Source organism: Halomonas sp. H10-9-1 (assembly GCF_040147005.1).
In the GTDB taxonomy this organism is placed as follows: Bacteria; Pseudomonadota; Gammaproteobacteria; order Pseudomonadales; family Halomonadaceae; genus Halomonas.
Genome location: NZ_JAMSHO010000001.1, coordinates 3,551,805 through 3,565,876 on the forward strand (window position 1 = coordinate 3,551,805; position 14,072 = coordinate 3,565,876).

Here is a 14,072-nt window from a genome sequence, read left to right on the forward strand (position 1 = left end):
ACGCCGCGGGGCGTCGATGGCTCTGCCACCATCACGGCGCCCACAGTGTCTCCGGCAGCCATAGCCGCCCCTCGCGCCGCCAGTGACGCACCAGCGCCGGCACTCCCTCGCCCGCGGACTGGCTGAGGCACGCCACCCCCGGCGGGGCCAGTGCCTCGGCCTCGGGATCGACCAGTACGCAGGGCGCCTCGAGGGGGGCGTGCTGCAGCAGCGAGGCGGCCGGCATCACGGCCAGCGATGTGCCGACCACCAGCACCAGGTCGGCGCTGCCGACGATCTCGCAGGCTTCACCGAAGTGGGGCACCTCCTCGCCGAACCACACCACGTCGGGGCGCAGCTGGCTGCCCTTGTCGCAGATGTCGCCCAGCTCGATGCCGCCCCGGGGCAGCGGATAGTGCATGCGCCGATCCACCGAGGAGCGCGCCTTGAGGATCTCGCCGTGCAGGTGGAGCACGTGGCGAGAGCCGGCCCGCTCGTGCAGGTCATCGATATTCTGGGTGATGATGCTGACCCGGAAGCCCTGCTGCTCCAGCGCTGCCAGGGCCCTGTGGGCGAGGTTGGGCCGGGCCCGGCGCACCTGGTCGCGACGCGCATTGTAGAAGGCCAGCACCCGCGCCGGGTCACGCCGCCAGGCGCCGGGGGTGGCCACCTCCTCGACGGGATGATCGGCCCACAGCCCATCCGCCGCGCGGAAGGTCTGGATACCACTCTCGGCGCTGATGCCCGCGCCGCTCAACACCACCAGGTGCGGGGCCTGTCGCTCAGTCATCACCGCTGTCTCCGCTCATGGCGCTGGATCGCTCTCCCCCAGACGGTACCATCAGCGGCCCGAATACGGCCACAGCACAGGCGTGTCTGTCGCTATGCCAGCGCGACCCGCGTCGGCGGCTCGAGCGCATCCCGCCAGTCCAGCCGCTCCCAGCCCTCGAGCCGGGCGACCTCCGCCAGCACAGGGTCGGGGTTCACCACCACCGGGCGGTCCACCCGGTTGAGAAGGGGCAGGTCATTCTGGGAGTCGGAGTAGAAGCTCAGGTGGCTGGCGCTGGCGTTGTGCTCGGCAAGCCAGGCCTCCAGCCGGGTGACCTTGCCGCCTCGATAGGAGAGCACGCCGGTGGTGGCGCCGGTGAAGCGCCCGGCCGCGAGCGCCGGCTCCACGGCGATCACCTGCTCGATGCCCAGTTGCCTGGCGACCGGGACCACCAGGTGCCGCGACGAGGCGGAGATCAGCAACAGCCGGTCTCCCGCGCGCCGGTGGCGGGCTATCAGCTCGCGCCCCTGGGGAAACACCCGCGGCACGATGCGCTGGGCAACGAAGGCCTCCACCTCGAGGGTGACCTCCTCCTCATGACGGCCCACCAGCGGCGACAGGGTGACGGCCAGGTACTGCTCCAGCCAGAGCCGCCCGGCGCGGTAGGCCGCATTCATGGCCAGGGTGCGCGCCAGGTACTCACCTGGAGAGGCGACCCAGCCGCGCTCCACCATCCAGTCGTTCCATAACGCACTGCAGTCGCCATCCAGCAGGGTGTCGTCGAGGTCGAAGAGGGCAAGGCGCATGACGGTCTCCAGGGGCCAATGATCAGCGGGGCATAGCCTGCCAACCACAGGTGACGGCGGCATGACACCACGCAGACGTGGGCCCATTGGAGCCGGCGGGCTCCTGGCCGGTGGCCACGGCGAAGGCGTTCATGAAAGCGTCACCCTCCGGCGCCAGCATGAGCGTAATCATCGCTGGAGCCCCCCTGGCATGTCTCGACGCCCGAGCAAACCACTCAGTGAAGTGGCGATCGACCGACTGATCCGGTTGGCGCGGGGTAACGCCATCGCCCGCCACCTCGGCGCCCAACGCGCGGCGCGTTATGCCACCATGCGAAGGCCCACCCGCGGGCCCGGGGGCTCGGAGCCGGGCGCCTTGAAGATCCTGATGATCTCGGACGTCTACTTTCCACGGGTCAACGGGGTATCCACCTCAATCGCCAGCTTCCGGGATGCCCTGGCACGGGCGGGCCACTCGGTGACGCTGGTCTGCCCCGACTACCCGGTGGGTCAGATGGACGAGCCCGGCGTGATACGGATTCTCTCGCACGGCGTGCCGGGCGACCCGGAGGACCGCATGATGCGTTACCGGGACGCCCTTGCTCTCGCGCCGCGGCTCGCCGGGCAGGCCTTCGACCTGATCCATGTGCACACCCCCTTCGTTGCCCACTACGCCGGCATTCGCCTGGGTCGTCGCCTGGGCATTCCGGTGGTAGCCACCTACCACACCCTCTTCGAGGCGTACCTGCACCACTATGTGCGCTGGATGCCAGGCCGCTGGCTGCGCTTCGCCGCGCGCCGCGTCTCGGTGCGCCAGTGCCATCAGGTCAGCGCGCTGGTAGCACCATCGCATGCCATGCGCGAGGCACTGGCGCGCTACGGGGCCACCACGTCCATGGCCGTGATACCCACCGGGCTGGCGCTGGAGGCGTTCTCTCGCCCGCCGCAGGGAGGCGACTTCCGCGCCCGCTACGGCCTTCCCCCGGAGGCCCGCCTGCTGCTCTATGTGGGGCGTGCCGCCTTCGAGAAGAACATCGGCTTTCTGATCGGAATGCTACCCCGGGTGTTGGCCGAACACCCCTCGGCGAGACTGGTCATCACCGGCGAGGGCCCGGCCCAGGCCGCCCTCGCCCATCAGGCCCGGGAGGCCGGCCTGGCCGAGGCCGTGCTGTTCCTGGGCTACCTGGACCGCGACGGCCCCCTGCAGGCGGCCTACCGCGCCGCCGACGTGTTCGTGTTCGCCTCGCGTACCGAAACCCAGGGGCTGGTGCTGCTCGAGGCCATGGCCCTGGGCACACCGGTGGTCTCCAGCGCGGTGATGGGTACTCGGGAGGTGCTGGTCGACGGTGAGGGCTGCCTGATCGCCGAGGAGGATCCCGACGACTTCGCCGGGAAGGTCAATCGGCTGCTGGTCGACGAGGACCTGCGCCGCGCCCTGGGCGTGCGGGGCTGCGCCTATGCGGCAAACTGGCATGAAGACGCCCGGGCCGGCGAGCTGATCGAGCTATACCGGCGCTGCACCGGCACCTGACGCCCCGGACCAGGTCCGGCTGGCGGTGGGGCAGTGACTCGCCGCCGCTGGGCCGACGGGGACGAACGGCTCGAGGTCAGGCGCCGTGATAGCCATCCTCTTCGGGGCTCTCGTGGGCGCCTCTGGGCAGCTCGGCGGCCCAGGCCATGGCGGTGGCGTGATCACCCTTGGGGAAGGTGCGAATCTCCACGGACTTGAACAGCTGCTCCTCCAGGTGAGCGATGTGCTTGACCCACTCCTGGTCGGTCACCACGGCGGCCCGGTGGTAGTGCTTGAGATCGCCGAGCTGGGTCAGGCCGTAGCCGAGGTCCTTGAGCAGGGCGCTCAGGGTCAGCCAGCGCAGGCCGTCGATCTCGACCACCAGGCTGACCCGGGGGTGGGCCTGTTTGGCGGCTTCTACAGCATCGATGGCGCGCTGCAGCTCAGATCCCGTAACGACGCCTCCCGCCTTCATCGCCACGACATGCTCCGCCGAATGGGTAATCAGGTCCAACATGGCGTTCTCCTTGGGGTTGAGAGCGGCAAGATGCCTCCTCGCCTTCAGCATAGCGTGCCGTGCTGCGGTTAGTGGACCAGACCGTTATCTGCGTCGCCGCTGAAGCGCTGCTTGTTGCGATAGGGGTAGACGTCGATGACCCGGCCATCGAGGATCGCCTGCTGCAGCCCTTTCCAGTAGTCGGCGTCGAACAGCTCGGGGTGGATCTGGTAGAAGAGCTTGCGCAGACGGATGTCGGCAAACAGGAAGGGGCCGAACTCCTCGGGGAAGATGTCATTGGGCCCCACCGAGTACCAGGGCTCGTCGGCGAGCTCCTGCTCGGGGTAGAGCGGCTCGGGGATATGGCGGAAGTGGCACTCGGTGAGGTAGCAGACCTCGTCGTAGTCGTAGAACACCACCCGGCCATGGCGGGTCACCCCGAAGTTCTTGAGCAGCATGTCGCCGGGAAAGATGTTGGCGGCGGCCATCTGCTTGATGGCGTTGCCGTAGTCCTTGAGCACCGCCCGGGTCTCCTGCTCGTCGCACTGCTCGAGGTAGAGATTGAGCGGGGTCATCATGCGCTCGGTGTAGCAGTGCTTGATGATCACCTTGTCGCCGCGCAGATAGACGGTGGAGGGGGCCACCTCCAGCAGGTGCGCCAGGCAGTCGGGGTCGAAGTGGTCCTGGCGGGCGATGAAGTTGGAGAACTCCTGGGTATCGGCCATGCGCCCCACCCGGTCGTGGCGCTTGACCAGCCGGTACTTGTCGCGGACGTTATCGCGGCTCATCGCCTTGCCGGGGTCGAAACGGTCCTTGATGATCTTGAACACCGTGCGAAACGAGGGCAGCACGAACACCGCCATGACCATGCCGCGTACCCCAGGGGCGATGATGAACTGGTCCTCGCGCCGTGCCACCTGGTGGTTGAGCGCCCGGAAGAACTCGGTCTTGCCGTGCTTGAAGAAGCCGATGGCGGCGTACAGCTCGCCCTGGGGCTTGTCGGGCATCAGCTCCTGGAGGTAATGGACGAACTCGCTGGGCACCACGACCTTGACCTGGAAGTAGGCGCGGGTGAAGGAGAAGATGATCGACACCTCATCCGGCTCGATCAGCACGGTATCCAGAAAGAGGCCTTCCCCTTCCCCGTGAAGCACCGGCAGCACCAGCGGCACCTGCCTGCCGCCGCCCAGCACACGGCCGACCAGGTAGGCGCCCTTGTTGCGATAGAAGACGCTCTTGATCAGCTCGATCTCGGCCTCGGGATCATCGCGAAGGGCCTCCGGCAACAGCCGCTGGAGGGCCTCTCCCCCCTGTCCGGCATCCCGCTCCAGGTCGATGAAGGACGTCGTGAAGCGCGCCTCGCCCAGCGCCCAGCGCAGCCCGGCCACCCAGTCCCCCGCGACCCGGTGATGCCGACACAGGGTCAGCCCGGAATGGTGCGCCGCCTGCTCCCGGGAGCTGTAGACGAACATCCAGTCGTTACGGATGTGGCGATGGTGGAAGAGCGAGCAGAACATCGAGTTGAAGTAGGTCTCGGCCAGCTCGTAGTCGAGCCGCTGGCCGATCAGCGCGGCGTAGTGGATACGTGCCTCGCGCCAGCACTCGACGTCGGTGAGGACATCATCGGCGCAGCTGCGGCGCAGCCGGTGCAGGGTCGCCTGGACCTTCTCCTCGTAGAGGTTGATGCGCTCCGCCGACGCCTGCTGCGCCTCACGCCATGCCGCCTCGGCGAAACGCCGGCTGGCATCCGCGGTGATCGCCTTGAAGCGCGAACGGTATTCGTCGAAACCATGCAGAATGGTGGCGGCGAGTCGGTAGCTGGGCGAGAGTGGCATGATCGGCTCCGGAGGGCATCGGGCGAGCCTACAGCATGAACAGGACTCGCGACCACGACGAGCCGACCATGGTGGCAGCCACCCCAGGCCAATCACAGTTAGCTATGCTTCGATAGCGAAAGGCACCGGGGAAGCCTTGAACGGTGCCGCCATCTGCGATGGCCCTGGCAGCCGGCGCCTTGCGCAAATCAGGACCTATTCGGTACCATTTGAGCGCTGCCGCAGATGCGGCTCCTCCAGGGAAGCGTCCCAGGATCGACCATGCAGACCAATCCCGAGAAACATCAGGCCACCTTTCGTGTCACCCTCCTGTCGGTCGCGGTGAACTGCGTGCTGGGCGTGGCCAAGATCTTCGTGGGCTGGATTGTCGGCTCGGCCGCGCTGGTGGCGGATGGCGTGCACTCCTTCTCCGACCTGGTGACCGACGGCTTCGTGCTCGCCGCCTCCCACTATGGCCACCAGGGCCCCGACCACGACCACCACTACGGCCATGGACGAATCGAGACCCTGGCCACGCTGTTCCTGGGCAGTGTGCTGATCTTCGTCGCCGGTGCCATCGCCTGGTCGAGCGTGGAACGGCTGTTCTCCACCGCCGAGATCCCGCCCCCCGGACTCTGGGCGATTCTGCTCACCGCCCTGGCGCTGCTCGCCAAGGAGTGGCTGTTCCATATCACCCGCCGGGTGGCGCGACGCATCGGCTCGAAGATGCTCGAGGCCAACGCCTGGCACCACCGCAGCGACGTGCTCTCCACCGGGGTGGTCATGGTGGCCCTGATCGGCAGCCAGTTCGGTGTCGCCTGGATCGATACCGTGGCGGCGGTGATCGTCGGGCTGCTGGTCGGCAAGGTCGGCTGGGACCTGCTGTGGGAATCGGGCCGCGAGCTGGTGGATACCGCCCTGCCCGTGGCCACCCAGGAGGAGATGCGCCGGATGGCGATGAGCGTGCCCGGGGTGCACGGCATCCACGACCTGCGCACCCGCCAGTCGGCGGGACGTACCATGCTCGACCTGCACGTGGTGGTGCCGCCTCGGATCAGCGTCTCCGAGGGCCACGAGATCGGCAACGAGGTGAGCCGCCGACTGCGCAACGGCTTCCCCGCCCTCACCGACCTGACCTTCCATATCGATCCCGAGGACGACGCCGGCGAGGGCGACCCCAGCCGCTTCCCGGGGCTGCCGCTGCGCCCCGAGGTGGAGACCGCCCTGGCCAGGCGCTGGTCCTCGCTTGCGGTCTGGCCGGAGATCCGCGAGATGGAACTGCACTACCTGGAGGGCAGGGTCACCGTGGTCATCTGCCTGGACGAGGCGTGCCCACGGGAGAGCCTGGCGGTGGCGAAGGATCTGGAAGCGCACGCCGACGACATCGACTGGCTCTCCCGCGTCGAGGTGCGCCGCCTGGCCGGCACCCCCTATCTGCCGGCCACCGCCTGATACGCTCCGGGGCTCGGCAAGGGAGGGATGACATCACGCCGACTGAAGGCGACAATGGCCGCCCTTCCTGAATCGGACCCGGGCCATGGCGGACGAGCTGCGCCTCCTCTATCGCGACGAGCACCTGGTGGTCGTGCACAAGCCCGCCGGGCTGCTGGTGCATCGCACCGCCCTGGCCCGGGGCGAGCGCGAGTTCCTGCTGCAGCGCCTGCGTGACCGGCTGGGCCAGCGGGTCTATCCGATCCACCGCCTCGACCGCCCCACCTCCGGGGCCATGGTGTTCGCCCTCTCCCCCGGGATCGCCTCCCGCCTGGGCGAGGCCTTCGCCGGACGCGAGGTGGCCAAGCGCTACCTGGCGGTGGTGCGCGGCATTGGCCCCGCGGCCGAACGCCTCGACTATGCGCTGCGCGAGGAGGATGGCAGTCGCCCCAAGGCGGAGATGCCGGCCATGGAGGCCATCACCGAGGTGCGCCGCCTGGACAGCGTGGAGCTGCCGGTGCGGGTGGACCGCTATCCCCGGAGCCGCTACTCGTTGATGGAGGCCTGCCCCCTGACCGGGCGCCGCCACCAGATCCGTCGCCACCTATCACGGCGCGGCTATCCGATCATTGGCGACGCCAAGCACGGCAAGGGCAACCACAACCGCTTCTTCGCCGAACACCTGGGAGCACCCCGGCTGCTGCTGGCCGCGACGGGGCTGGCCTTCGAGCATCCCGCCACGGGGCAGCGGCTGCGCGTCGAGTGCGCGCCGGATAGTGCCATGGCCGCCCTGCTCGCGCGTTTCGGCTGGGCCGGCCACCTGCCGGCAGACAGCGTGCGCGCGCTCGCCCCCGCCGAGGCTCCCTGGCCCGGGGCCCCGACGCCATCCACCGCCCCACTCACGACCCCATGAGACCATGAGCGATCCCATTACCCCCTCCCCCGCCGGCTTCGCCGAGGACGACTACGCGCTGCGCTTCGGCGGCATCCGGCGCCTCTATGGCGCCCGTGCCTTCGCCCACTTTCGCACCGCTCATGTGGTGGTCGTCGGCGTGGGCGGCGTGGGTAGCTGGGCCGTGGAGGCCCTGGCACGCTCGGGTATCGGCAGGCTGACGCTGATCGACCTGGACGACGTCTGCGTCTCCAACGTCAACCGCCAGCTGCATGCCCTGGACGGTAGCGTGGGCCAACCCAAGGTGGAGGTACTGGCCGAGCGCTGCCGGGCGATCCAGCCCGGCATCGAGGTGCTGGCGGACGCCGCCTTCGTGACGCCCAGCAATCTGGCCGAGCGCATTCCCGAGGACGCCGACCATGTGATCGACGCCATCGACAGCGTGGCGGCCAAGGCGGCACTGATCGCCTGGTGCCGGCGGCGCAAGCTGCCGATCACGGTGACCGGCGCGGCGGGTGGCCAGACCGACCCCACCCGCATTCGGGTGGCCGACCTGACCCGCACCGAGCACGACCCGCTGCTGGCCAAGGTGCGCTCGCGGCTGCGCCGCGACTTCGGCTTCTCGCGCAATCCGAAGCGGCGCTTCTCGGTGGAGTGCGTCTATTCCGACGAGCAGCTGGTCTACCCGAGCAGCGACGGCGAGGTGTGCCTGCAGAAGCCGGGCAGCGGCGCGGCCACCCGCCTGGACTGCGCCTCGGGCTTCGGCGCCGCCACCTTCGTCACCGGCAGCTTCGGCTTCGTTGCTGCCTCCCGCGTGCTCGCCCGCCTGAGCCGCAGTGCCCAGGCTTCCCCCTGACCAACCCACCCTCTCCAGGAGTCTTCGCCATGCCCCGCCCGCATCCCGTCCCCGGCATCTACGTCCACTACAAGGGCAACCGTTACGAGGTCCACGGCGTCGCCCACCACAGCGAGAGCGAGGAACCCCTGGTGGTCTATCGCGCCCTCTACGGCGACTACGGGCTGTGGGTGCGGCCGCTTTCGATGTTCACCGAACTGGTGGAGGTGCAGGGCGAGCCGGTGCCGCGCTTCGACCTGGAGAAGGCCTTCTGAGGCGGACCTGCTTCGCGGCCTCCAGGGGCGGGAACGAACAACGGCGCCACGCGGGCGCCGTTGTCGGTAGGGGCAGGGGCGGCGAGGCGCTTACTCGTCGCCGGCCTCCTGCATCTGCTTGAGCAGGTAGTTCTCGATGCCGACCTTGTCGATCAGGCCAAGCTCGGTCTCGATATGGTCGATATGACCTTCCTCGTCGGCCAGTAGGTCACGGAACAGGTCGCGGGTCACGTAATCCTTCACCTGCTCGCAGTAGCCGATGGCCTCGATATAGTCGTTGCGCCCCTCGTGCTCGATCTTGAGGTCGCTCTCGAGCATCTCGCGCACGTTCTCGCCGATATGCAGCTTGCCGAGGTCCTGCAGGTTGGGAATGCCCTCGAGGAACAGGATGCGCTCGATCAACTTGTCGGCGTGCTGCATCTCCTCGATGGACTCATCGTACTCCCACTTGGCCAGCTTCTGCAGGCCCCAGTCCTTGTACATCTTGGCATGCAGGAAGTACTGGTTAATGGCCACCAGCTCGTTGCCCAGGGCACGGTTGAGGTACTCGATGACCTTGCTATCGCCTTTCATGGATCTGCCTCTCATGACGTCGGGAGTCGCCCCTAAGCTTGGCATGCCGGGAAGGCAATTGCCAAACTCCGAGGAGGCGGCGGCACGGCTGCCGTTACACGGCGTAGGCAAGATCCCCGTCGGAGATCATCAGCGCCTCCCTGACCGCCTCCCGGGTCAGGCTCTTGCCTTCACTGGCGCACTTGCCGCACTGGGTGCCACACCCGGTCTCGGCCTGGACCTCGCGCCAGCTGCGCGCGCCCGCCTCGACGACCCGGTGGATTCGATGATCAGAGACTCCCTTGCAGATGCAGACGTACATGCGAATACCTCGCGTTGGATAGCGAGATTAAATGTAAATGATTCGCATAAGGTATTGCAAGCGGGACTCGACCAAGGTCTGATCCCGGTCAACTCCCCCGGCTAGCGGGCCGGCTTCGGCAGCACGACGACCCGGGTGCCGGAGGCGATATCCGGCCAGCTGCGACGCTCGGCATCGAACAGCACCCACAGGTAGCCCAACCCCAGGGCGGCCACGGAGAGCCAGGCCACCAGGTAGCGAACCATGGCCTGGCGCAGGGAGATGGCGTGGCCCTCCCGGGTCTGCACCCGCAGCCGCCAGGCCTGCATCCCCAGCGTCATGCCGCCACGGCACCAGAAGAAGGCGAAGAAGGAGAAGGCCGACACCAGCATGATCAGCCGCAGGGAGGCGACCTGCACAAGGCCCACCCCGACCCGATCGGCAGGCAGGCCGGCCAGGTGACGCACCGCCAGCAGGTGCAGGCCGGCCATCAGCAGCCAGATGGCCGCCACCAGGAAGGCGTCGTAGAGCATGGCGCCCAGCCGGCGGCCGAGGCCGGCGGGCCAGACATCGTCGAGGTGGGGGAAGCGTCGGGGCATGGGCTCTCCTGGTCTCAGCCGCTGCGGCGCAGCAGGAGGACTCCCACCGCGGCACAGATCATGGTCGGCGCCAGCACTGCCCAGGCGGGCGAGAAGCCAAACACCGTGGAGGCCGGCGCCAGCAGGTCCTGCAGGTACTTGAACGCCAGGCCGGTAATCACGCCGTAGAACACCCGGGTGCCGGCGGCCACGCTGCGCAGCGGGCCGAACACGAAGGAGGCGGCCACCAGCACCAGCGAGCCCATGGTCAGCGGCAGCAGCATCTTCTGCCAGAAGTAGAGCAGCGGCTGGGTGGCCTGCTGGCCCTGGTCGCGCAAGTAGCGGGCGTAGGCCCACAACTCGCTCGGCGACTGGCTTTCGACGTCACGCAACAGGCGCGAGAGCTGCTCCGGCGTCAACTCGGTATCCCACTCCCGAGTCGCGAGGTGGTGCGCCGCGGTGCCCTGCTCGGTGAACCGGGTCAGCGAGACATCCTCCAGCACCCAGTGTCCCTCTCGCCAGATGGCCCGCGCGGCGCTCAGCGCCTCGACCAGGCGCTGGCCCTCGAAGCGGTAGCGAGTGAGGTCGAGCACGGTATCGTCGGCACGGATGGCACCGAAGCGATAGAAGCTATCGCCCTCGCGCTGCCAGCCCCCACGCTCGGTGACAAGGGCACCGGCCCCCTGGATCTTCTCGACCCGCCAGGCGCTGGCAAATTGCTCGGTGCGCGGGGAGACGTACTCGGCGATGCACAGCACCACGATCACCACCAGGATGATCGGCTTCATGGCGCCCCACAGGATCCGCGCCAGGGAACGCCCGGCGGCCCTCATCACGGTGAGCTCGTTGCTCGAGGCCATGCTGCCCAGGCCGATCAGCGCGCCGATCAGCACCGCCACCGGCGCATACTGGTAGAGCCGCCAGGGCAGGCGCATCAACAGGTAGAGAAGCACCTGGAAGGCGCCGTAGCCACCCTCCACATCACCCAGGTCGTTGATGTAGGTGATCATCAGGTCGAGGCCCAGCAGCACCACCTGGACGATGACGATGGCCCCCAGCACATTCCGCGCCAGGTAGCGATCGAAGCGATCGGCAATCATCCGCTCATCCCCTTGCGCTGGGCGCGCACCATCATCCATAACCCCAGCGCCAGGAAGGCGCCATGGATCGGCCACATGCCCACTGCGGCCGGCAGCTTGCCACGACCGATGGCGTCCAGCGCCGCCAGCAGCAGGCTCAGGTAGGCCACATGCAGGAAGATCGCCGGCAACAGCTTGGCGAAGCGGCCCTGACGTGGATTGACCCGCGCCAGCGGCATGGCGAGCAGGGTCAGGATGAACACCATCAGCGGCATGCTCAGCCGCCACTGCAGCTGGGCACGCGCCTCGGGCGACTCGTCACCGAACAGCTCGCGGGTGGGAGTGAGCTCCGGAGAGTCGAGCTCGCGCAGCGACTCGGCGCGCGACAGGCGGACCGCATAGGTATCGAACTCGAGCCGCTCGGCCTGATGCCTGCCCGGCTCGACGCTGTAGCGTTCACCGTCGGTCAGCACCAGGAAGCGGCTGCCGGTGCCGTCGTCCACCGCCTGGTGGCCGGCCTCGGCGCGGGTCACCACGCTCTCGGGGGTGCCGTCGCTGCGCCGCTGCCGTTCGCTGATGAAGATGCCACGCATCTCGTCACCATCCTCGCTGAAGCCCTCGGTATAGGCGGTACGCCCGCTGCCGAACTCCTGGAAGCGCCCGGGCCCCAGGGTGGAGAAGTCGACTCGGCTGCGCTGATCCTCGAGCAGCGTCTCGGTCTCGAGTGCCCCGACCGGCGTCAGCCACAGGCTGCACATCCCCACCAGCAGAGACACCAGGGCGGCCGGCACCAGGCTTACCTGCAGTAATCTGCTGGGGCTGGTACCGCAGGCCACCAGCACGGTGATCTCGCTGTTGAGGTAGAGCTGGCCGTAGGCGAGCAGGATACCCAGGAAGAACGCCAGCGGCAGGATCAGCTCCAGGAACCCCGGCAGATGCAGCAGCATCAGGGTGCCGAGGATGTCGGCGGGTATCTCGCCCTCGGCGGCGTTGCTGAAGTAGCGAATGAAGCGACTGCCCATGATCACCAGCAGCAGCACGCCGGCAACGGCGGCCATGGTCAGCAGGATCTCGCGGGTCAGGTAGCGGAAGATGATCATGCGGCGTCTGCCATGCAATGGGGCCATGCCTTGGGTACACTGGAGCGACACGGCAACGTGCCGGCATTATCCAGATTCCCTCTACGCTTGTAACCCCAATTGCCAGTAACCCCAATGCTTGTCTTGTGGAGACGCCATGGAATTCCCAGTCAGGACGGGTAACCCCGCCAAGGTCGAGAGCGCCTGTATCGTCATCCCGGTCTTCAAGGAGGAGGCGCTGCTGCCCACCGCCTCGCGCCTGGACGACGCCAGCGAACGGCTGCTGGCTCAGCTGCTCGAGCGCGGCGACTTCGACGCCAGGCTGGGCAACGTTCAGCTGATCCCCTTCGCACCGGGCCTCTCCAGCGAGCGCCTGCTGCTGGTCGGGCTGGGCAAGCGTGAAGCATGCCAGGAGACGGCCTTCCGCAAGGCGCTGGACGCCGCCTTCACCGCCCTGGCGGGACTGCCGGTGGACGAGGCGGCCGTGGCCTTCACCGAGGTGCCCCTGGCGGATCGCGATACCGCATGGAAGGCACGCATGGTCGCCGAGGCCGCCCAGCGTGCCCTCTATCGCTTCGACGAGTTCAAGTCCGAGAAGGCCCCCGCGTCGCGCCTGGCCTCGGTGACCCTGCTGGTCAACGACAGCGACGACGCCGCGGCGGCCCGAGAGGGCGCCCGCATCGGCGACGCCGTGGGCCGGGGCATCAACGCCGCCCGTACCCTGGGCAACCTGCCGGGCAACGTCTGCACCCCAAGCTACCTGGCCGAACGGGCCGAGGCGCTGGGCGAGGCCTCCGGCGGCGCACTCCAGGTGGAGGTCCTCGACGAGGAGGCCCTGGAGGCCCTCGGCGCCCACAGCCTGCTCTCGGTGGGCCGCGGCAGCGAGCAGCCCTCGCGGCTGATCGTCATGACGTACCAGGGAGCGGAGGATGCCGACGAGGCCCCCCATGTGCTGGTGGGCAAGGGCATCACCTTCGATACCGGCGGCATCTCGCTCAAGCCCGGCGAGGCCATGGACGAGATGAAATTCGACATGTGCGGTGCGGCCAGCGTGTTCGGCACCGTCGAGGCGGTGCTCGGCATTCGCCCGAAGGTCAACCTGGTGGCGATCGTTGCCGCCGCCGAGAACATGCCCGACGGCCGTGCCACCCGGCCCGGCGATATCATCAGGACACTGAAGGGCCTGTCGGTGGAGGTGCTCAACACCGACGCCGAGGGTCGCCTGGTGCTGTGCGACGCCCTGACCTATGCCGAGCGCTTTACGCCTGCCAGCGTGGTGGACATCGCCACCCTGACCGGAGCCTGCATCATCGCCCTCGGCCACCACGCCACCGGCCTGCTCGCCAACGACGACGACCTGGCCCTGGACCTGCTCGACGCCGGCGAGGCGGCCTGGGACCGCGCCTGGCACCTGCCGCTGTGGGACGAGTACCAGGAGCAGCTCGACTCCAACTTCGCCGACCTGGCCAACATCGGTGGCAGGCCTGCGGGCACCATCACCGCCGCCTGTTTCCTTGCGCGCTTCGCGGACAGCTTCCCCTGGGCGCACCTGGACATCGCCGGCACCGCCTGGAGCTCCGGCAAGCAGAAGGGTGCCAGCGGCCGCCCGGTGGGGCTGCTGACCCAGTACCTGCTGGACCGCGAGGCCGACGCCGTGGTGGAAACCGAAGCGGAATAGCACCTCGCTCTTGCGTTTT

15 protein-coding genes are annotated in these 14,072 nt (G+C 68.3%); 6 read left to right on the forward strand and 9 right to left on the reverse strand.

What is annotated here, in order from left to right; genetic code table 11:
* Positions 1–31: 31 nt before the first annotated feature.
* Together NFH66_RS16540 and NFH66_RS16545 are read right to left on the reverse strand one after the other, a co-directional pair.
* A complete protein-coding gene (locus NFH66_RS16540; protein ID WP_349611344.1) occupies positions 32–769 on the reverse strand; it encodes an SIR2 family NAD-dependent protein deacylase in 738 nt (245 codons plus the stop codon).
* A gap of 92 nt (positions 770–861) precedes the next feature.
* On the reverse strand, positions 862–1,554 hold the full coding sequence (locus tag NFH66_RS16545) for an HAD family hydrolase (RefSeq protein ID WP_349611345.1): 693 nt from the start codon (positions 1,552–1,554) through the stop codon (positions 862–864).
* Between the two features lie 190 nt (positions 1,555–1,744).
* Here NFH66_RS16545 and NFH66_RS16550 point away from each other — a divergent pair, with 190 nt between their 5' ends.
* On the forward strand, positions 1,745–3,064 hold the full coding sequence (locus NFH66_RS16550; RefSeq protein ID WP_349611346.1) for a glycosyltransferase: 1,320 nt from the start codon (positions 1,745–1,747) through the stop codon (positions 3,062–3,064).
* A 76-nt stretch (positions 3,065–3,140) separates the two neighbouring features.
* Here the strand turns inward: NFH66_RS16550 and NFH66_RS16555 are convergent, their stop codons facing one another.
* Together NFH66_RS16555 and aceK are read right to left on the reverse strand one after the other, a co-directional pair.
* Positions 3,141–3,560: a SpoIIAA family protein gene (locus NFH66_RS16555; protein WP_349611347.1), complete on the reverse strand. Its 420-nt coding sequence runs from the start codon at positions 3,558–3,560 to the stop codon at positions 3,141–3,143.
* 68 nt (positions 3,561–3,628) lie between these two features.
* Positions 3,629–5,374, reverse strand: a complete 1,746-nt coding sequence (gene aceK, locus NFH66_RS16560; protein ID WP_349611348.1) for a bifunctional isocitrate dehydrogenase kinase/phosphatase — start codon at positions 5,372–5,374, stop codon at positions 3,629–3,631.
* Between the two features lie 261 nt (positions 5,375–5,635).
* Here aceK and NFH66_RS16565 point away from each other — a divergent pair, with 261 nt between their 5' ends.
* From NFH66_RS16565 to NFH66_RS16580, 4 genes are all read left to right on the forward strand, one after another.
* Entirely contained in the window at positions 5,636–6,805 is a 1,170-nt protein-coding gene (locus tag NFH66_RS16565) for a cation diffusion facilitator family transporter (RefSeq protein ID WP_349611350.1), read from the forward strand.
* An 85-nt stretch (positions 6,806–6,890) separates the two neighbouring features.
* Complete coding sequence (locus tag NFH66_RS16570) at positions 6,891–7,697, forward strand: pseudouridine synthase (RefSeq protein ID WP_349611351.1); 807 nt, start codon at positions 6,891–6,893, stop codon at positions 7,695–7,697.
* A gap of 4 nt (positions 7,698–7,701) precedes the next feature.
* Positions 7,702–8,532 (forward strand): tRNA cyclic N6-threonylcarbamoyladenosine(37) synthase TcdA, encoded by an 831-nt coding sequence (tcdA, locus tag NFH66_RS16575; RefSeq protein WP_349611352.1) that lies wholly within the window; start codon positions 7,702–7,704, stop codon positions 8,530–8,532.
* Between the two features lie 29 nt (positions 8,533–8,561).
* Entirely contained in the window at positions 8,562–8,786 is a 225-nt protein-coding gene (locus NFH66_RS16580) for a DUF1653 domain-containing protein (RefSeq protein WP_349611354.1), read from the forward strand.
* A 90-nt stretch (positions 8,787–8,876) separates the two neighbouring features.
* Here the strand turns inward: NFH66_RS16580 and bfr are convergent, their stop codons facing one another.
* From bfr to lptF, 5 genes are all read right to left on the reverse strand, one after another.
* A complete protein-coding gene (bfr, locus tag NFH66_RS16585) occupies positions 8,877–9,359 on the reverse strand; it encodes a bacterioferritin (protein WP_232913363.1) in 483 nt (160 codons plus the stop codon).
* 94 nt (positions 9,360–9,453) lie between these two features.
* Positions 9,454–9,660, reverse strand: coding sequence for a (2Fe-2S)-binding protein (locus NFH66_RS16590; RefSeq protein WP_349611355.1), 207 nt, complete (start codon positions 9,658–9,660; stop codon positions 9,454–9,456).
* Between the two features lie 101 nt (positions 9,661–9,761).
* Positions 9,762–10,238 (reverse strand): RDD family protein, encoded by a 477-nt coding sequence (locus tag NFH66_RS16595; RefSeq protein ID WP_349611356.1) that lies wholly within the window; start codon positions 10,236–10,238, stop codon positions 9,762–9,764.
* 14 nt (positions 10,239–10,252) lie between these two features.
* The gene (lptG, locus tag NFH66_RS16600; RefSeq protein ID WP_349611357.1) at positions 10,253–11,317 is read right to left on the reverse strand and encodes an LPS export ABC transporter permease LptG; all 1,065 of its coding nucleotides are present in this window, start codon (positions 11,315–11,317) and stop codon (positions 10,253–10,255) included.
* Complete coding sequence (gene lptF / locus NFH66_RS16605; RefSeq protein ID WP_349611359.1) at positions 11,314–12,396, reverse strand: LPS export ABC transporter permease LptF; 1,083 nt, start codon at positions 12,394–12,396, stop codon at positions 11,314–11,316. The genes lptG and lptF overlap by 4 nt, the downstream gene beginning before the upstream one ends.
* A 136-nt stretch (positions 12,397–12,532) precedes the next feature.
* On the opposite strand from lptF, the gene NFH66_RS16610 reads away from it, so the two are divergent.
* Entirely contained in the window at positions 12,533–14,053 is a 1,521-nt protein-coding gene (locus NFH66_RS16610) for a leucyl aminopeptidase (protein ID WP_349611361.1), read from the forward strand.
* Positions 14,054–14,072 lie beyond the last annotated feature (19 nt).